General features: G+C 68.1%; 14 protein-coding genes. 4 read left to right on the top strand and 10 right to left on the bottom strand.

All coding sequences use genetic code 11. The features are described 5' to 3' along the window. Positions 1-411 precede the first annotated feature (411 nt). The 5 genes from ribD to glyA form a co-directional block, all read right to left on the bottom strand. Positions 412-1,494: a bifunctional diaminohydroxyphosphoribosylaminopyrimidine deaminase/5-amino-6-(5-phosphoribosylamino)uracil reductase RibD gene (gene ribD / locus NR101_RS09360; protein WP_256775394.1), complete on the bottom strand. Its 1,083-nt coding sequence runs from the start codon at positions 1,492-1,494 to the stop codon at positions 412-414. A 72-nt stretch (positions 1,495-1,566) separates the two neighbouring features. Beyond that, positions 1,567-2,088 carry a transcriptional regulator NrdR gene (nrdR, locus tag NR101_RS09355; RefSeq protein ID WP_256775393.1) on the bottom strand — a complete coding sequence of 174 codons (522 nt, stop codon included), beginning with the start codon at positions 2,086-2,088 and terminating at the stop codon, positions 1,567-1,569. Positions 2,089-2,311: 223 nt separating this feature from the next. After that, on the bottom strand, positions 2,312-2,752 hold the full coding sequence (locus NR101_RS09350) for a hypothetical protein (RefSeq protein WP_256775392.1): 441 nt from the start codon (positions 2,750-2,752) through the stop codon (positions 2,312-2,314). A 22-nt stretch (positions 2,753-2,774) separates the two neighbouring features. Continuing rightward, positions 2,775-3,215: a hypothetical protein gene (locus NR101_RS09345; protein WP_256775391.1), complete on the bottom strand. Its 441-nt coding sequence runs from the start codon at positions 3,213-3,215 to the stop codon at positions 2,775-2,777. Between the two features lie 2 nt (positions 3,216-3,217). After that, complete coding sequence (gene glyA, locus NR101_RS09340; RefSeq protein WP_256775390.1) at positions 3,218-4,471, bottom strand: serine hydroxymethyltransferase; 1,254 nt, start codon at positions 4,469-4,471, stop codon at positions 3,218-3,220. Between the two features lie 228 nt (positions 4,472-4,699). Here glyA and NR101_RS09335 point away from each other — a divergent pair, with 228 nt between their 5' ends. Beyond that, on the top strand, positions 4,700-8,230 hold the full coding sequence (locus tag NR101_RS09335; protein WP_256775389.1) for an autotransporter domain-containing protein: 3,531 nt from the start codon (positions 4,700-4,702) through the stop codon (positions 8,228-8,230). 675 nt (positions 8,231-8,905) lie between these two features. Here NR101_RS09335 and NR101_RS09330 read toward each other — a convergent pair. Next, on the bottom strand, positions 8,906-9,388 hold the full coding sequence (locus NR101_RS09330) for an RcnB family protein (RefSeq protein WP_256775388.1): 483 nt from the start codon (positions 9,386-9,388) through the stop codon (positions 8,906-8,908). A gap of 237 nt (positions 9,389-9,625) precedes the next feature. On the opposite strand from NR101_RS09330, the gene ettA reads away from it, so the two are divergent. The 3 genes from ettA (at position 9,626) to NR101_RS09315 (ending at position 13,821) form a co-directional block, all read left to right on the top strand. Continuing rightward, positions 9,626-11,290, top strand: a complete 1,665-nt coding sequence (gene ettA, locus NR101_RS09325; protein ID WP_256775387.1) for an energy-dependent translational throttle protein EttA — start codon at positions 9,626-9,628, stop codon at positions 11,288-11,290. 151 nt (positions 11,291-11,441) lie between these two features. Further along, positions 11,442-12,758, top strand: coding sequence for an NCS2 family permease (locus tag NR101_RS09320; RefSeq protein ID WP_256775386.1), 1,317 nt, complete (start codon positions 11,442-11,444; stop codon positions 12,756-12,758). A 64-nt stretch (positions 12,759-12,822) separates the two neighbouring features. Beyond that, the gene (locus NR101_RS09315) at positions 12,823-13,821 is read left to right on the top strand and encodes a DUF4434 domain-containing protein (protein ID WP_256775385.1); all 999 of its coding nucleotides are present in this window, start codon (positions 12,823-12,825) and stop codon (positions 13,819-13,821) included. Between the two features lie 56 nt (positions 13,822-13,877). Here NR101_RS09315 and NR101_RS09310 read toward each other — a convergent pair whose 3' ends face one another. The 4 genes from NR101_RS09310 to NR101_RS09295 are packed head-to-tail and all read right to left on the bottom strand — an operon-like array spanning position 13,878 to position 17,434. Beyond that, on the bottom strand, positions 13,878-15,011 hold the full coding sequence (locus NR101_RS09310) for an acyl-CoA dehydrogenase family protein (protein WP_256775384.1): 1,134 nt from the start codon (positions 15,009-15,011) through the stop codon (positions 13,878-13,880). Positions 15,012-15,015: 4 nt separating this feature from the next. Further along, complete coding sequence (locus tag NR101_RS09305; RefSeq protein ID WP_256775383.1) at positions 15,016-15,702, bottom strand: alginate O-acetyltransferase AlgF; 687 nt, start codon at positions 15,700-15,702, stop codon at positions 15,016-15,018. Beyond that, positions 15,699-17,174, bottom strand: a complete 1,476-nt coding sequence (locus NR101_RS09300; protein ID WP_256777729.1) for an AMP-binding protein — start codon at positions 17,172-17,174, stop codon at positions 15,699-15,701. The genes NR101_RS09305 and NR101_RS09300 overlap by 4 nt, the downstream gene beginning before the upstream one ends. Positions 17,175-17,203: 29 nt before the next feature. Further along, entirely contained in the window at positions 17,204-17,434 is a 231-nt protein-coding gene (locus tag NR101_RS09295) for a phosphopantetheine-binding protein (protein WP_137191072.1), read from the bottom strand. Positions 17,435-17,446 lie beyond the last annotated feature (12 nt).

Below are 17,446 nucleotides of genomic sequence, written 5' to 3'. Positions count from 1 at the left end.
CGCGTACTTCTTCCTGAAGATCCGGGCGGCCTTCCCCGGAGTTGGGTGAAGAACCTTTTTTTTGGGCTCTCCTCACACTGGAGGGGAGCGTCCTGTTCCATTGGACTTGGCAGATCGCGTCGCGCGATACGCGTGTGACCGTGTGGTCGTGTGGTCTTGGCACGGTGTGAATCCATGGGGGCTTCGTTCGGGCTGGTCGCGCGCGTGAGGGCCCCGTAGCGGCTGCGGTGCACAAGCGGGAGCCAGGCTTTTGTCGGTGGGTCGGGCGCTGGGGCCCCATGCCCTTGGAGGCGAAATAAAGGGGGAGGCCGCCCCGCGGCCGGAGGACATTCGCCGGAAAGGGCATGGGGCCCCAGCGCCCGACCCACCGACGGCGGCCGGCCCCCACCCAAACCGACCCACGCGCACCGATCACACCCGCAGCAGCAACCGCAGGTCCTCGCCCACCTGACGCTGATCCACCATGCGCAACCGGCGCTGCTGGTCCATCGCATGGATGCCCAGCCCAGACAGCAGCGGCAAGCCGTGCTCACCCAGCAGCGTGGGCGCCTGGTACAGCAGCACCTCATCGACCCAGCCACCGGCCAGCAACGCGCCGGCCAGGGTGGCACCGGTTTCGGTGTGCACTTCATTGATGCCACGCTCGGCGAGCAGGCGCAGTACTGCGCCCAGGTCCAGGCGGTCGTCGCGGCTGGGCACGCTGGCAAACTCGGCATCGGCGGCGTCCGGCGCGCTCACCGAGGCATCGTGCAGGTACAGCGTCGGCGCCCCACCCTCGCGCACGCGGGCGCATTCCAGCGAGCGCAACCGCGTATCGAGCACCACGCGCAGCGGCGGCAACACCTCGGTGTCGGCCAGCCGCACGGTCAGCATCGGGTCGTCGGCCAGAACCGTGTCGGCCCCGGTGAGGATGGCGCCGGCACGCGCGCGCCAGTGCTGCACATCCTCGCGCGCGGCCGCGCCGGTGATCCACTTGGAACGGCCGTCGGCCATCGCGGTACGCCCATCCAGGCTCGCGGCCAGCTTCACCCGAAGCCACGGCCGACCGCGCTCGATGCGCGACAGGAAGCCGCGATTGAGTTCGCGCGCCTGCACGCCCATCAGCCCTTCAACCACCGCGATGCCGGCTTCGCGCAGCAGCACGAAGCCGCCGCCATCCACCTTCGGAAACGGATCACGCATCGCCGCGACCACGCGGCTGACGCCGGCGTCGATCAACGCCAGCGCACACGGCGGGGTGCGGCCATGGTGCGCGCAGGGTTCCAGGGTGACGTAGGCAGTGGCGCCGCGGGCGCGTTCGCCGGCCTGGCGCAGGGCGAAGACTTCCGCATGCGGCCCGCCGGTGCGCTGGTGCCAGCCTTCGCCCACCACGTCCTGGCCCTGTGCGATCACGCAGCCGACCATCGGATTGGGCCGTGCGGTGTACGCGGCACGTTCGGCCAGACGCAGCGCGCGCGCCATGTGCAGGTGGTCGAGGGCGGAGAAGTCGGTCATGGCGGCAGTCATCGGCAGCAGGTGTTCAGCGCCGATGGTAGCCCAGCGATGCTGGCCGCGATGCGGCCGGGCTCAGCCCTTTTTCTTCTTGGTCAGCGCGATCACATCGCCGAGCAGCTGCAGCTGTTCGGTGCTGGAAGGAAGCTCACGTTCGAGCTTCTCGATTTCTTCGCGGAAATCGGCCACGTCTTCGAAGCTGCGGTACACCGAAGCAAAGCGCACGTAGCCGACATGGTCGAGCTTGCGCAGTTCGTTCATCACGAACTCGCCGACCTTGATCGAGGGGATTTCACGTTCGCCGCAGATCCGCGCCTGCTGCATCACCGCGCGCACCGCCAGCTCGATCTTGTCTTCAGGCACCGGCCGCTTCTGCAGCGCGCGGTCGAAGCCGCTGCGCACCTTGCGCGCATCGAACGCTTCACGGCTGCCGTCGCTCTTGACGATCGCCGGCAGCTTCAGTTCAATGGTTTCCAGGGTGCTGAAGCGTTCACTGCAGGCCTCGCACTCACGCCGACGCCGGATCGTCGCCCCGTCTTCAGAGACGCGCGAATCGATCACACGGGTATCGGCATGCTGGCAGAACGGACAGTACATGGAACGCCTTGCATCAGGAAAACGTCATGCCGTGGTCACGGCAGCGTCGCAACGGTACCTGAGAAGGCCTGCCGACAGCAAATATCAAGTGCTGGAGGCCCTGCCCTCGGCTGCAGCCTGCGCCTGGATCACGCCAGATGCGCCAGTCGCCGGTCTTCACACGTCGATCCACCGATCGCGTATCGAGGCTCCCTCACCGCAGAAATGTTCTCGGTGCATGCGCTCAGCGCATCTGCCCTCGTGCGAGCCACACCAGGTGCGCACTGGGAAAGAGCAGCAGCGGGCCGAACACCAGGTAACCGAGCACCTGCCACGGGCTGCCGTTGACGAGGGCGAATGCAATGAAACCGGCTACCCCGAGCGCGCCAAGCATGCCCAGGCCCAGACCAGCCCACGCCAGCGCGCCGGCATGCCGCAGACCGCTGCGCCCGCGCCGCAGGTACACGCCACTCAGCCATAGCCAGGCCAGCAGCCCGCACAGGCCAGCCACGCTCCAGATCAGCAGGAGCGGGCCTTCACTGGCCCCCATATAGGTGCGTCGGGTGAAAAACGCCCAGATCGCCAGGATCGCCAGCCCACCGCCGGCCAACACCGCGGGCACGCCCAACACCAGCGCTTGGGCAAGGTAGAGGCGTTGGTGGCGAACATCGTCGACGGTCGGCATCGGGGCCTCTTGGCTGTGAGCGTCAGTATCCAGCACGTGCCTGCAGCAGCAGGGTGACTGGCCACATCAGCGCCGGGCCAAACAACAGCAGGATGGCGCCGGTCGCGATCATGCCTGGTTCCCGATTCATCAGGCCACCAAGCACGAGCAGGCCCGACATCGCGAGCATGCAGCCTGCGGCGATCAGGCCCAGGATGAGCAGTGCCCACAGCGACCGGTCCCAGAACGGCCACCGACCCGCGCGCAGGCCCTCGCGACCTCGCCGCAGGTAGCGCCAGCTCAGCACGGCCCAAGCGATCAGGGCCAGCCAGCAGGCCAGCCCAAGCAGCGCAGGCCACCGCGCGCCTTCCCATGCGGCAGTGCCGACCAGCAGCGTTGCACCGGCGCCAGCGCAGCCAGCACCGGGAACACCCCATAGACCCGCCACCAGCGCGTATCGACGACGCTGGCGGCCCTCGTCCATCCTCAGCCGTAAACCGGGTACTTGCGGCACTGCGCGCTGACCGCGTCGCGGACGCGGGCAATCACCGCCGCATCGGCCGGGGCGTCGAGCACGTCGGCGATCCAGTTGGCCAGGTCCACGCAGTCCTGCTCGAGATAGCCACGGGTGGTGACGGCCGGGGTGCCCAGGCGCAGGCCCGAGGTCACGAACGGCGAGCGCGGGTCGTTGGGCACCGAGTTCTTGTTGACGGTGATGTGGGCCTGGCCGAGGGCAGCTTCCGCATCCTTGCCGGACACGTCCTTGCCGATCATGTCCACCAGCATCAGGTGATTCTGGGTGCCACCGGAGACGATCTTGTAGCCACGCGCGATGAGCGTGTTGGCCATCGCCTGGGCGTTCTTGACCACCTGCTGCTGGTAGGCCTTGAAGCCCGGCTCCAGCGCTTCCTTGAACGCCACGGCCTTGCCGGCGATGACGTGCATCAGCGGGCCGCCCTGGATGCCCGGGAACACGATCGACTGCAGCTTCTTCTGCAGCTCTTCGCTGGCACCCTTGGCGATGATGATGCCGCCCCGCGGACCGCGCAGGGTCTTGTGGGTGGTCGAGGTGACCACGTGGGCGTGCGGCAGCGGGCTCGGGTAGACGCCGGCGGCGACCAGGCCGGCCACGTGGGCCATGTCCACGAACAGGTAGGCACCGACCTTGTCGGCGATGGCGCGGAAGCGCGCCCAGTCCACCACCTGCGAATAGGCCGAGAAACCGGCGACAACCATCTTCGGCTTGTGCTCGACGGCCAGGCGCTCGACCTCGTCATAGTCGATCAGGCCGGCCTCGTCCACGCCGTACTGCACGGCGTTGAACAGCTTGCCCGAGGCATTGACCTTGGCACCGTGGGTGAGGTGACCGCCGTGGGCCAGCGACATGCCCAGGATGGTGTCGCCCGGCTGCAGCAGCGCGAAATACACCGCCTGGTTGGCCTGCGAACCGCTGTGCGGCTGGACGTTGGCGTAGTCGGCATCGAACAGCTGCTTGAGGCGGTCGATGGCCAGCTGCTCGGCGATGTCCACGTATTCGCAGCCACCGTAGTAGCGCTTGCCCGGATAGCCTTCGGCGTACTTGTTGGTCAGCTGGCTGCCCTGGGCTTCCATCACCGCCGGGCTGGTGTAGTTCTCGCTGGCGATCAGCTCGACGTGGTCTTCCTGGCGCTGGGTTTCGGCGGCGATGGCCTTGGCCAGTTCGGGATCGTAGGTTTCGATGCGGACGTCACGCGGGAACATCGGTTACTCCAGGCTGGATGAGAGAAACGACAAGCCGTTGATTGTAAGCCCGGTCGCCCATGACTGGCCCGTGCCGGTCGACCGGCCGCCTGACTGTCGGGCAGGTACAGGGCAAACACGGGATATGCGACGCCGTTCCTTGAATTATCCAGATTAATCGATTTCAAACCCTAAAGTCGTTCAGCCGACGGCCGATACCGCCGATTCAGATCAAAACAGGGGTTGGCTGTGAATCATGTTTACCGCGTGGTCTTCAACCACGCGCTCAAGTGCGTGCAGGTGGTATCCGAATTCGCCCGTGGCGGCGGCCGTGCAGGCGCGCGCAGTGCGCGCCGCGCGCCGCGCCTGGCACCGCTGGTCACCGGCATCGCGCTGGCCTGCATGGCCCCGGCCGCGCTGGCCGGCGTCAACGGCTGGAACGAGTGGCGCGCCTCGATCAACAACGACTGGGGCACGGGCGGCAACTGGGAATTCGGTGAACCCACCGCCGGCTCGGTGGCCGCCTATATCGACGGCAGCCGCACGGCGGTGGTGTCCCAGCCTGGCGAGGAAACCGACCACCTCCACGTCGGCTATGCCAGCCGGGGCGACCTGTCGGTCCTGGCCGGCGGCACGCTGACCTCGGGGACCATCTTCGTCGGCACCGGTGACGGCGGCACCGCCGCCACCGCCGACGGGCGGGTGCTGATCTCCGGTGCGGGGTCGACCTGGACCTCGCTCACCACCCTCGGCGTCGGCCATCTCGGCCGGGGCCTGGTCGACATCGACAACGGCGGCACGCTGTCGATCGGCCTGGATTCCTACATCGGCGCCGCCATCAGCGGCGTGGGCACGGTCAACGTCAGCGGCGCGCAGTCGCTGTTCCGCACCGATCGCAACCTGCTGCTGGGCAACCAGGGCAACGGCACGGTGCGCATCCTCGATGGGGCGCAGATGACCAGCCTCGCCGGCTACGTCGGCAACACCGATACCGGCGTGGGCCTGGCCGAGATCTCCGGCACCGGCAGCCGGTGGGTGAACACCGACGTGCTCTACATCGGCCAGCTCGGTAAAGGCACGGTGAAGGTCGAGGACGGTGCCAGCGTAGAAGTGCGCGGCGCGTTGTACATCGGCAACCAGGCGCGCTCGGCGAGCGACCGCTCGCGCGGCGACCTGCGGGTCTCCGGCACCGACGCGCGCTTTGTCCAGACCGGCAGCGTCGCGGTGATCGGCAACGCGGGCATCGGTGCGATCGACGTCTCCAACGGCGGCGCGGTCAGCCTGGACGCCACCACGTTCGGCCTGGCCGCCAGCGGCGTCGGCACCGCCTCGGTGACCGGCACGGGCTCGCGCCTGGACGCCGCGTCGCTGCGGATTGGCGTGAATGGCTGGGGACGCGTGGATATCGCCGATGGCGCCACGGCAACCGTGCGCGGCAACATCCTGCTGGGCAGCAACGCGTTGGGCGTCGGCACCCTGGTAGTCGGCCCGCAGGCGGTGCTCGCAGTCGGCGGCGCACTGCCGGCCAGCATCACCACCGGCAATGGCACCGGCACCCTCGAACTGGGCGGCGGCACGCTGCGTGCCAACAACGTGCTGCGCGTGGACAGCAACGTGCTGCTGGCAGCCGATTCGACCATGGAGACGGTCAACAATGTGCTCATGCAGCGTGCCGTCAGTGGCAACGGCCAGCTGCGCAAGACCGGGGCCGGCAGCCTCACCATGAGCGTGGACAGCAGTGGCTGGAGCGGCGGCACGGTGGTCGATGCGGGGACCCTGGCGGTCTATGGCAGCAAGGCGCTGGGCACCGGCCTGGTGACCCTGGACGATGCCACGCGACTGGAACTGGGTGATGCGGTGGCGCTGGACAACAGCGTGCAGCTGCGCGGCGAAGTGGCCGTGTCCGTCGGCACCGGCAGCCGTGCCACGTTGGCCGGCAACGTGCGTGCCAGCGCCGGTGGCGTGCTGGTCAAGACCGATGGCGGCGAGCTGGTGATGGCGGGCAGCGCCTACAGCGGCGCCACCCGCATTGACGACGGCCGCGTGCTGGCCACCGGCAATGCCCTGCCCACCGGCAACATCGCCATCGGCAGTGCCGGCACGTTCCAGATCGACACCACCCGCGTGCTGCAGTACGCCGGGCAACTGAGCGGCACCGGCACCTTCGCGCAGGGGCGCCATTGGCTGACCCTGAGCGGGGACAGCAGTGCCTTCGCCGGCACAACGGTGGTGGATGGCGGCCGCCTGATGGTGGACGGCGCGCTCGGCGGCCAGGTGAACCTGGACAACGCGGCGTACCTGGCCGGCAGTGGCCGGGTGGGCAACGTGCACCTGCGCTCGGGCAGCACGCTGGACCCGGGCCCGAACATGGGCGTGGGCCGGCTGACGGTTACCGGCGATCTGGTGTTCGACCCGAGCGCGACCTATCGCGTCGATGTCGCCGCCGACGGCAGCAGCGACCGCGTGGACGTGGCGGGCGTGGCCACGCTGGGTGGTGCGGGCACCGTGGCGGTGGCTGCGGCCGGCGACTGGAAGGTGTCCACACGCTACACCGTGTTGAGCGCCGGTGACGGCGTGCAGGGCACCTTCGCCGGGGTGAGCAGCAACTTCGCCTTCCTCGATCCGAGCTTGGCTTACGACGCCAACAACGTCTACCTGACGATGGCGCGCAACGACGTATCGATGCCGGACGTGCAGCTGACGTTCCCGGACGTGGTGGTCAACGACAACCAGAAGGCGGTGGCCGGCGCCGTGGAAGCGCTGGGTACCGGCAACGCGGTCTATGACGCAGTGGTGCGCCTGGAAGTGCCGCAGGTGGTGCCGGCCTTCGACAGCCTCAGCGGTGAAGTGCATGCGGCCAACCGCGGCACGCTGCTGCAGAACCGCTTCCTGCACGACGGCATCGACCGCCACCTGGATGGCCGCGCGATCAGCGGCGGCATCGCACCGGGCGTGCGCGTGTGGCTGGCCGGCAATGGCGGGCAACGGCGCACTGACGCCACTGCCGCCAATGTCGGCACGCGCGCGCAGCAGCACGGGCTGATGGCCGGTGCCGGTTGGCAGGTGGGCGAGTCGCTGGAGCTCGGCGTGGCCGCCGGCCAGCAGCAGCTGGACACCCGCCTGCGCGAGCGCGACGCACGCGCCGGGACCGATGCGACCGAGTACGGCGTCTACGCCGACTATGGCTGGCTGGGGCTGCGCCTGCGCGGCGGGGTGACCCGCGCGGACTACCGCACCGACAGCACCCGCACGGCCCAGATCGGCACGACGTTCGCCGAGACGCTGTCGGCCCGCGAAGATGCCACTGCCACTACTGCTTTCGTGCGTGCCGGTTGGACGTTCGGCGGACCGCGTTTGCAGCTGACGCCGGAAATCGAGCTGGCCCAGGTGCGTCTGGAAAGCGATGGCAGCCAGGAACACGGTGGCCATAGCGCGCTGCGGATCGCCTCTTCCGATAGCCGTTACCGTACCGGTCTGGCAGCGTTGAAGGCCGACTGGGACATCAGCGGTGGCCTGCAGGACAAGGCCGTGCTGACTGCACGCGTGGGCTGGCAGTACGCCGACGGCGACCGCCTGCCGACCGCGACCGCCCGCTTCGTGGCAGGCACGCAGGACTTCGCCATCACCGGTGCACCGCTGGCACGCAGCAGTGTGCTGGCCCAGCTCGGGGTGGCGGTCAGCCCGACCGCCAACAGCCGCGTGTCGCTGCAGGTGCAGGGGCGCGATGGGGATGGCCAGCGCGACATTGGTGCCCAGCTGGACTGGTCGGTCGGCTTCTGACGTGAGCGGGAAGCGGGTGTGCCGGCCAATGGCCGGCGCAGCCAGGGAAGGGCGCGCCTGCGGGCGCGCCTTTTTTTTGTTCTTTTTTTTAATGCAGGGAGTGTCGCGTTCCAGGGACCGCAGCCGAGGGTGCGCGGCTTTGGATGCTCCGGCAGTCCAGGCGCCCTGTGGATCTGGTGGCGTCTCCGATCGGGAGTGTCGCGCGCGTGAGGGCCCCGTAGCGGCCGGTAGGCCCCTGGCGCAAATGTCCCCGGCCGCGTTGCGGCCTCCTCCTTTATTTTGCCCAGGAGCCTAACGGCCGCTACGGGGCTCGGCTTGCGGTGCGCAGGTAGAGGCCAGGCTTATCTGGCGCTGTTCGGTGGGTCGGGCGCTGGGCCCCCATGCCCTTGGAGGAGGCCGGTAGTGCCGAGCCATGCTCGGCAAGTCGCAGGATGCCGAAGAAACAAAGGAGGAGGCGGCCGCAGGCCGACACCGGGGACATTCGCCGGAAAGGGCATGGGGGCCCAGCGCCCGACTCACCGACGGCCGCGTCTGAAAACGTTCAACGCACGCCACGCGCATGCACGCGCACGAAAAGCGCATCGAAGAAGAACCTTTTCCAAGCCATGCCACGCGATACCAGAACGACATACGGCGCCCCGAAGGGCGCCGCATGGGGTGCCAAAACCTGCCGGCTTATCGGCTGTTGATCACGTAGTCGGCGATGATGCCGGTAGCGATGGCGACCAGCAGCAGGTTGCCGCGGTCATCGCGGATCCAGTGGTGGCCATACGGCGGGCGACGGACCGAGTAGCGGTTGTAGTCGTTGACCACGTAGACCGGGCCACGGTAGTACTCGTTGTAGCGGTGACCGCGCGCCCACCCATAGCCGCGACCGGGTCCCGGACGATAGACCACGCGCGGCGGCGGCGGCGCCGGGCGGTAGTGGCCGCGGTTGTCGTAGTAGCGGCGATCATGCCGCGCCTCGCGGCGGTCATCGCGCCAGTCGCGGCGATCATGACGGTCATGACGGTCATGACGGTCGTAACGGCGATCGTCATGACGGTCGTGGCGGTCATGCCCACGGCCACGATGGTCGTCGTCGGCGAAGGCCGGGGCCACTGCACCCAGGGCAAGCAGCGAGGCGACGGCCCCGACCACAAATCGATTGATGCTCATGATTGGCCTCGCTTGGTGGATTGATGGCTCCATCATGCGCAGGTCATCTGAACGGTCTCCGGCTGGAAACGGTTTCCAGTTCATGCCGTTTGACCGCCCATTCAGGCGGCGGCAAGCCCCGCCCCATGGGGCCACCGGCGGCTGTCATCGCTTCCGGCTATAATCGGGGGTACCCCTTTTATCCATCTGTTCCTGTTCCGCTCGGAACGGGCGCAGGGTTGCGCCTTCGGAGACCTCATGTCCTCGCAATACATCTACACCATGAACCGCGTCAGCAAGGTGGTCCCGCCCAAGCGGCAGATCATCAAGGACATCTCGCTGTCGTTCTTCCCGGGTGCCAAGATCGGCCTGCTGGGCCTGAACGGCTCCGGCAAGTCCACGGTGCTGAAGATCATGGCCGGCGTGGACACCGACTTCGAGGGCGAAGCTCGCCCGCAGGCCGGCATCAAGGTCGGTTACCTGGCCCAGGAACCGGAGCTGGACCCGACCAAGACCGTGCGTGAAGCGGTCGAGGAAGGCGTCGGCGAAGTGCTGCAGGCCCAGGCCCAGCTGGACGCCGTCTACCTGGCCTATGCCGAGGAAGGCGCCGACTTCGACAAGCTGGCCAAGGAACAGGAGCGCCTGGAGGCGATCCTGGCCGCCGGCGATGCGCACACCCTGGAAAACCAGCTGGACGTGGCGGCCGATGCCCTGCGCCTGCCGCCGTGGGAGGCCGTCGTGGGCACCCTGTCCGGCGGTGAAAAGCGCCGCGTGGCGCTGTGCCGCCTGCTGCTGCAGAAGCCGGACATGCTGCTGCTCGACGAACCGACCAACCATCTGGACGCCGAGTCCGTGGAATGGCTGGAACAGTTCCTGGCGCGCTACACCGGCACCGTCGTGGCCGTCACCCATGATCGCTACTTCCTGGACAACGCCGCCGAGTGGATCCTGGAACTGGACCGCGGCCGCGGCATTCCGTGGAAGGGCAACTACACCGACTGGCTGACCCAGAAGGACGACCGCCTGCGACAGGAAGACAACCAGGAAAAGTCCCGCCAGAAGGCGATCCAGAAGGAACTGGAATGGTCGCGCCAGAATGCCAAGGGCGGCCGTACCAAGGGCAAGGCCCGTCTGGCCCGCCTGGAAGAACTGCAGTCGGTGGATTACCAGAAGCGCAACGAGACCAATGAAATCTTCATCCCGCCGGGCGAGCGCCTGGGCAATGCGGTGATGGAATTCAAGAACGTCTCCAAGAAGTTCGGCGATCGCCTGCTGTTCGACGACCTGAACTTCCTGGTGCCCGGTGGCGCGATCGTGGGCATCATCGGCCCCAACGGTGCCGGTAAGTCGACCCTGTTCAAGATGATCACCGGCCAGGAAAAGCCCGATACCGGCGAGATCGTGGTCGGCCCGACCGTGAAGCTGTCCTATGTGGACCAGAGCCGCGACGCGCTGGAGGGCAACCACAACGTCTTCCAGGAAATCGCCGGCGGCCTGGACATCCTCAACATCAATGGCGTGGAGATCCAGTCGCGCGCCTACATCGGCCGCTTCAACTTCAAGGGCCAGGACCAGCAGAAGCTGGTCGGTTCGCTGTCCGGTGGTGAGCGTGGCCGCCTGCACATGGCCAAGACCCTGCTGCAGGGTGGCAACGTGCTGCTGCTCGATGAACCGTCCAACGATCTGGACATCGAAACCCTGCGTGCGCTGGAAGATGCGCTGCTGGAGTTCCCGGGCAACACCTTCGTCATTTCGCATGACCGCTGGTTCCTGGATCGCATCGCGACCCACATCCTGGCCTTCGAAGGCGACTCGCACGTGGAGTTCTTCCAAGGCAACTACCGCGAGTACGAAGAAGACAAGCGCCGCCGCATGGGCGACGACGCCGCGCCCAAGCGCCTGCGCTTCAAGGCGCTGAAGTAACGGAACGAGAAACGGCCGCGCACTGCGCGGCCGTTTGCATTTGGGTAGGTCATGACCGTTGGTCATGACACAGGCGCGCACTGCGCGGCCGTTTGCTTTCCGGTAGGTCACGACCGTTGGTTATGACGCCTTATCGTCACGAGATTCCCCCATGTCCCTCCCCGAGCGCCTGTTCCAGCTGCAGCAGCACGGCACCACCGTGCGCACCGAACTGCTGGCCGGCCTGACCACCTTCCTGACGATGTCCTACATCGTCTTCGTCAACCCGGACATCCTGGCCACCACCGGCATGGATCCCGGTGCGGTGTTCGTCGCCACCTGTCTGGCCGCCGCGCTGGGCTCGCTGGTGATGGCGTTTGCCGCCAACTTCCCGGTCGGCATGGCCCCGGGCATGGGCTTGAATGCGTTCTTCGCCTTCACCGTCGTAGGTGCCGCCGGGCTGCCGTGGCAGCAGGCCTTGGCGGCGGTCTTCATTTCCGGACTGGTGTTCCTGCTGCTGTCGCTGACCGGCGTGCGCGCGTGGTTGGTGGCGGGCATTCCCGCCTCGCTGCGCGCGGCGATCGTGGCCGGTATCGGCCTGTTCCTGGCGATCATCGCGCTGCAGAAGTCCGGCGTGATCATCGCCAACACCGACACCCTGGTGGCACTCGGCCCGCTCAATACGGCACCCCCGCTGCTGGCGCTGGCCGGCTTCCTGCTGATCGCGATCCTGGAAGCACGCAAGGTGCGCGGTGCGATCCTGATCGGCATCCTGGCGGTGACCGGCGCGGCCTGGCTGCTCGGTGACGTGCAGTTCCACGGGCTGATCTCGCTGCCGCCGAGCCTGGCCCCGACCTTCCTGCAACTGGACCTGCCCGGCCTGCTGCATCACGACGGCGGCGCGCCCATCGCGGTGCTGCTGCAGGTGGTGCTGGTGTTCGTGCTGGTGGAAGTGTTCGATGCCACCGGCACGCTGTATGGCGTGGTGGGACGTGCGGGCCTGCTCAAGCTGCCGGGCGCGCAGAAGCGTTTCGGCCGCGCATTGCTGGCCGACAGCACCGCGATCGTGGCCGGCTCGCTGCTCGGCACCAGCAGCACCACCGCCTTTGCCGAAAGCGCCTCGGGCGTGCAGGCCGGTGGCCGCACCGGGCTGACCGCACTGGTGGTGGCCGCGCTCTTCCTGGCCGCGTTGCTGTTCTCGCCACTGGCGGCGATGGTGCCCGGTTACGCGACTGCCCCAGCCCTGTTGTTCGTGGCCGGGCTGATGCTGCGCGAGCTGGTCGACGTGGAATGGAACGACCTGACCGAATCGGTGCCGGCCGCCCTGTGTGCGCTGGCGATGCCGTTCACCTACTCCATCGCCAACGGCCTGGCCTTCGGCTTCATCGCCTATGCGGTGCTCAAGGCCGGCACCGGTCGCTGGCGCGAGGTGCATCCGGCGGTGTGGCTGGTAGCCGGGTTGTTCGTGCTGCGTTACGCACTGGAATGACTGCGGCGCCGCCGCGGCGCGCGGCGGTTCACCCCTCCGCAACGCGGCTCTGGGATGATGGGGCATGACCGATGCCCGCCTGCCTGCCGATCCGTGCTCGCCGTTGCGCCGCCGCCTGCTGCGTGCCGCACTGCTGGCCCCGGCGGTCGGCATGCTGGCCACCCTGCCCGGCTGCTCGATGCCCGCGCAGGTGGATGGCACCTTCCTGCAGCCCTGGCGCAGCCACCTGGACTGGACGATGGCCGACTGGCAGCGTTCGGTGCAGCTGGCAAAGCGGCTGGGCTGCAGACAGCTGGTGCTGCAATGGACCGGCATCCATGGCGCGCCCGAGGGCGATTGGCAGCTGCCCGATGCGAGCCTGCGGATGCTGTTCACCGCTGCGGGTGAAGCGGGCATCACCGTGCGGGTCGGCCTGCCGTTCGAGCAGTCGTGGTGGAAGGCGATCGGCGGCGATGACGCCACCCTGCAGGCGTTCTTCGCCGAGACCCTGACGCGCGCGCAGCAGTGGCTGGCACAGGCACCGTGGGCGCGTCTGCAGGCCTTCGGCGGCTGGTACCTGCCGTATGAAATCGAGCAATACCACTGGGCCGATCCAGCGCGCGTGCAATGGCTGGGGCAGTGGCTGCATGGACTGCAGCAGGCCGCGCACGCACAGGGTGGCGACTGCGCGGTGTCGACCTATTTCAGCCGGCTGCAGACCAGCGGACGGCTGGAAACGGTCTGGGCCAGTCTGCTCGACCAGGTGCCATTGCGGCCGATGGTGCAGGACGGGGTCGGCGTGGCCGGTGCGGGCAATGTGCAGGAACTGCGGCCGCTGCTGGCGATGCTGAAACAGCGCGGCGTGGCCTTCGATGCGATCGTGGAGCTGTTCCGCGAACTGCCCGGCGAGAACACCGACGGCACCCAGTTCAAGGGCGAAACCGCCGATGCCGCACGCATCGAACGGCAACTGGCCTGGGCCCGCGACAGCGGTGCCGAACACGTGCTGGTGTACGCGCTGGACCCGTGGCTGTCGCAGGACACGCCGCAGGCCAAGGCATTGCGCCGGCACTGGGGTCTGTAGGGCGTCCCCCGGTACCGACCAACAGTCGGTACCGGCAGGTTCGTGCCGTACGCGGGTTACAGCGTCCGGCCGATGATCTCGCGCAGGATCTCGCTGCTGCCACCGAAAATGCGCAGCGCGCGCGCGTCCGTCCAGGCGCGACCGATGCCGTACTCGCTGCTGTAGCCGTAGCCGCCATGCAGCTGCAACAGGTCATCGAGCACCGTGCCCTGCAGTTCGGTGGCGTTGAGCTTGGCCATCGCCGCCATCGTGGCATCCAGCCGCCCCTGCATCTGCTCGCCCAGGCACTGGTCGAGGAAACTGCGCAGCATCGCCAGTTTGGCGGCCGCATCGGCGAGGACGAAGCGGGTGTTCTGGTGGTCGATCAGGAAGCGCCCGAACGCCTTGCGCTGGCGCACGTAGGCCACCGTCTCGGCCAGCATGCCTTCGGCCGAGGCCGCCGCACGCAGCGCGATGGCCAGCCGCTCGGCCGCCAGCTGTTCACCCAGATAATCGAAGCCGCGCTGCGCTTCACCCAGCAGGTGCGACGCGGGCACCACCACGTTGTCGAAGAACAGCTCGCTGGTGTCCTGCGCGTGCTGTCCGATCTTGGGCATCGGCGCGCCACGGGTGACGCCGGGCCAGGAAGTGTCCACGCAGAACAGCGTCAACCCGCGCGCACCCAGCTCCGGCGCGACGGTCGCCACCACCACCACCACATCGGCATTGCTGCCGTTGGTGATCCAGGTCTTCTGGCCGTTCAACAGGTAATGATCGCCCTGGTGCTCGGCGCGGGTGCGGATCGCCTTGAGGTCGCTACCGGCGCCGGGTTCGGTCATGGCGATGGCGCCGATCGCCTCGCCACGCGCCATCGCCGGCAACCATGCATCACGCAGTGCGTCGCTGCCGTACTGCATCAGGTACGGCGCCACCATGTCCGAATGGATCGAAAAACCGATGCCCAGGTAATTGGCGCGCGCCAGTTCTTCGGTCACGCACGCGGCATGCCCGTAGTCGCCGCCCAGGCCGTAGGGCTCGGGCAGCTGGCAGTTGAGCAGGCCGGCCTCGCCCGCGGCGCGCCACAGCGACCGCGGGGTGATGCCATCGCGCTCCCACTGTGCGTAATGCGGCGCGATGTCGCTGTCGATGAAGCGACGCACCTGCGCGCGGAACAGGGCGTGGTCGTCGCGGAAAACGGAACGCTCGGACATGGGATCAGCGGCCCACCGCATCGGTGCCGCTCAGCTGGCCCTGCAGCACCGGGGCAGCGGCCGTGCCGGTCAGGAACAGGCTGTAGTGATCGCCAGGCTGCAGCGCCGGCAGCGCCAGCGGTGCGCTGTCCTTGCTGCCGCAGCCAGCGACCAGGCGCGCCTTGACCGGGTTGATGCCGCGCGCGCTGCTGCTGCCGGCCGCGACGGCCGGGAACACCACCGCGCCCTTGTCGACCATGGCCAGGCGGCCCTGTGTGCAGCCGCTGGCGAGGTTGTAGAACCGGATCTCGGCCTTGAGCGCGTCGCTGGTGCCGCCGCCATCGGCCAATACCGCCAGCGGTTTGGTCGGCGTGGACGCATCCAGCACCAGCGTAGTGAAGCTGCCGGCGGCGACCTGGGCCTGGCTGCGGGCCTTGCCGGCCACGCGCAGGTTGAACGGCTTGCCGCCTTCGACGATGGCGTAGCGGGTGGCGCGGGTGGCGGGGCCGATGCTCTGCTCGGCACCGTTGCCGACGGCGACCTTGAGCGCGGCGCTGCCCGGGTTGAGCACGCGGACGAAGGCCGAACCGGCCGGCGGCCGCGGCGCATACAGCTGCGCGAGACGGCCTTCCTGGCCCCCCTGCTGCGCGTGGGCGGCCAGCGGGGAAAGCGCGAACAAGGCGGCGGCGAGCGGGATCAGGGGGAGCTTCATGGTCTGGGTTCCTGGCTGCGGAGCGTGCGCGCCAAGGCATAGCGCTGCTCCAGTTGTCTGCGGTCGACCTTGTTGCTGTTGCCGGTGGGCAACGCATCCACGGCGATCAGTTCGGAGGGAATCATGTAGGGCGGAACGCGGCGGCCGAGCTGTTCCTTCCAGTCCTGCAGCGCGGCCGGCAGCGGCTGCACCAGGCCGTCGCCGGGCTGGGCCAGTTCGACGAAGCCGATCATCCGCACCAGGCTGCCGTCGGGGCGGCGCAGCACCCCCGCCGCACCCGCCACCACGCCGTCCAGCGTGGACAGGCAGGCGTCCACTTCGGCCAGCTCGATGCGGTAGCCGTTGAGCTTGATCTGGTCGTCCTTGCGGCCGCGGAAATACACCCGGCCCTGTTCGTCAAGATCGCCGAGGTCGCCACTGCGGTAGGCGCGCTTGCCGTGGTGGTCGAACAGCACGCCCTGGTCCAGGTCCGGACGATCCAGGTAGCCACGCATGACGTGGTCGCCGGCCATGCAGATTTCGCCATCGTCGATGAACACCTCCGCATAGGGCTTGGCCACGCCGATCGGGAACGGGTTGGGGGCGGCCGCGCGCAAGGCCGGATCGATCTCGACCCAGGTGGTCGAACAGGTCGCCTCGGTGGGGCCGTAGGAATTGATGATGCGCGCCTGCGGGAAGCGCGCCCACAATTCCTCTGCCACGCGCGGGGTCAACGATTCGGCGCCGAACACGAATACCTGCAACGACGGCAGATGCTCGGCATTGAAGCGCGGGTTGAGCATCTGCTGGCGCACGAACGAGGGCGTGGAGGCCCACACCGCCACCGCCGAGTGGCGCAGGTGGTCGACGAAACGCTCGCTGTCGGCGATCACCTCGCGCGGGCACAGCACGCAACTGCCGCCCAGGCCCAGCGCACCGCACAGGTCGAACAGCGAGAAGTCGAAACTGAAGAGCATCTGGTTGAGGAACGCCGGTGCCTGGCCCAGCTGCAGGCAGTCGCGGATCCAGCCGGTGAACAGCGCCACGCTGTCGCGGCCGATCTGCACGCCCTTGGGATCCCCGGTGCTGCCGGAGGTGAACATGATGTAGGCCAGGTCCGGCACGCGCAACGCGCGCGGTGCATCAGCGCCCGGCCCGAAGGTATCGGTGGCCGCATCGTAGACCGCACCGGCATGGGTCAGCTGGGTGATGCGCTGCAACCGCGCGGGCGGATTGATGGTGTCCACCGGCACGTAGGTGACGCCCATTTGCAGGCAGCCGAGCATGGCCACCACGAAGGCGGACTGCTTGTGCCCGGAGATCACCAGGGCAAACCCCGGCCGGACCCCCGCGACCTGCGCGCGCACGATCCAGTCCAGGGTGGCGCGATGCAGTGCGGCCCAGTCCAGCGTGCCGTCGGCATCGTGCAGCGCTGGCGCATGCGCGGCATGGTCCAGGTCGACGAAACGGCAGTGGTCGAAATCGAATCGCATGCGCGCAGCTCCTGCAGGGGGGATACGGCTCAGCGCTGGTGCGCGGCCACGTAGTCGGCCAGCACCTGCACCGAGTCGACCAGTGCATCGATCTCATCCACCGGCAGGGTCACGCCGAGGCGGTCTTTGACCTCAACCATCAGCTGCACCTTGGACATCGAGTCGAACAGCGACTCCATGTATTCGTCCGGCTGCACGCGGGTGCCGATCACCGCCTCGACGATGTCGATCAACTGGGTCTGGAGGGTCTGGATATCCATCGGGTTCACCTT

This window comes from Stenotrophomonas sp. Ste86 (genome assembly GCF_024519465.1).
In the GTDB taxonomy this organism is placed as follows: Bacteria; Pseudomonadota; Gammaproteobacteria; order Xanthomonadales; family Xanthomonadaceae; genus Stenotrophomonas.
This window is presented reverse-complemented; position numbering and strand designations above follow the sequence as displayed.

What these genes read in the sequence shown, in the direction of transcription:
- ribD (WP_256775394.1), bottom strand. Translation starts at nt 1,494, where the DNA reads ATGACCGACTTCTCCGCCCTCGACCACCTGCACATGGCGCGCGCGCTG.
- nrdR (WP_256775393.1), bottom strand. Translation starts at nt 2,088, where the DNA reads ATGTACTGTCCGTTCTGCCAGCATGCCGATACCCGTGTGATCGATTCG.
- NR101_RS09350 (WP_256775392.1), bottom strand. Translation starts at nt 2,752, where the DNA reads ATGCCGACCGTCGACGATGTTCGCCACCAACGCCTCTACCTTGCCCAA.
- NR101_RS09345 (WP_256775391.1), bottom strand. Translation starts at nt 3,215, where the DNA reads ATGGACGAGGGCCGCCAGCGTCGTCGATACGCGCTGGTGGCGGGTCTA.
- glyA (WP_256775390.1), bottom strand. Translation starts at nt 4,471, where the DNA reads ATGTTCCCGCGTGACGTCCGCATCGAAACCTACGATCCCGAACTGGCC.
- NR101_RS09330 (WP_256775388.1), bottom strand. Translation starts at nt 9,388, where the DNA reads ATGAGCATCAATCGATTTGTGGTCGGGGCCGTCGCCTCGCTGCTTGCC.
- ettA (WP_256775387.1), top strand. Translation starts at nt 9,626, where the DNA reads ATGTCCTCGCAATACATCTACACCATGAACCGCGTCAGCAAGGTGGTC.
- NR101_RS09320 (WP_256775386.1), top strand. Translation starts at nt 11,442, where the DNA reads ATGTCCCTCCCCGAGCGCCTGTTCCAGCTGCAGCAGCACGGCACCACC.
- NR101_RS09315 (WP_256775385.1), top strand. Translation starts at nt 12,823, where the DNA reads ATGACCGATGCCCGCCTGCCTGCCGATCCGTGCTCGCCGTTGCGCCGC.
- NR101_RS09310 (WP_256775384.1), bottom strand. Translation starts at nt 15,011, where the DNA reads ATGTCCGAGCGTTCCGTTTTCCGCGACGACCACGCCCTGTTCCGCGCG.
- NR101_RS09305 (WP_256775383.1), bottom strand. Translation starts at nt 15,702, where the DNA reads ATGAAGCTCCCCCTGATCCCGCTCGCCGCCGCCTTGTTCGCGCTTTCC.
- NR101_RS09300 (WP_256777729.1), bottom strand. Translation starts at nt 17,174, where the DNA reads ATGCGATTCGATTTCGACCACTGCCGTTTCGTCGACCTGGACCATGCC.
- NR101_RS09295 (WP_137191072.1), bottom strand. Translation starts at nt 17,434, where the DNA reads ATGGATATCCAGACCCTCCAGACCCAGTTGATCGACATCGTCGAGGCG.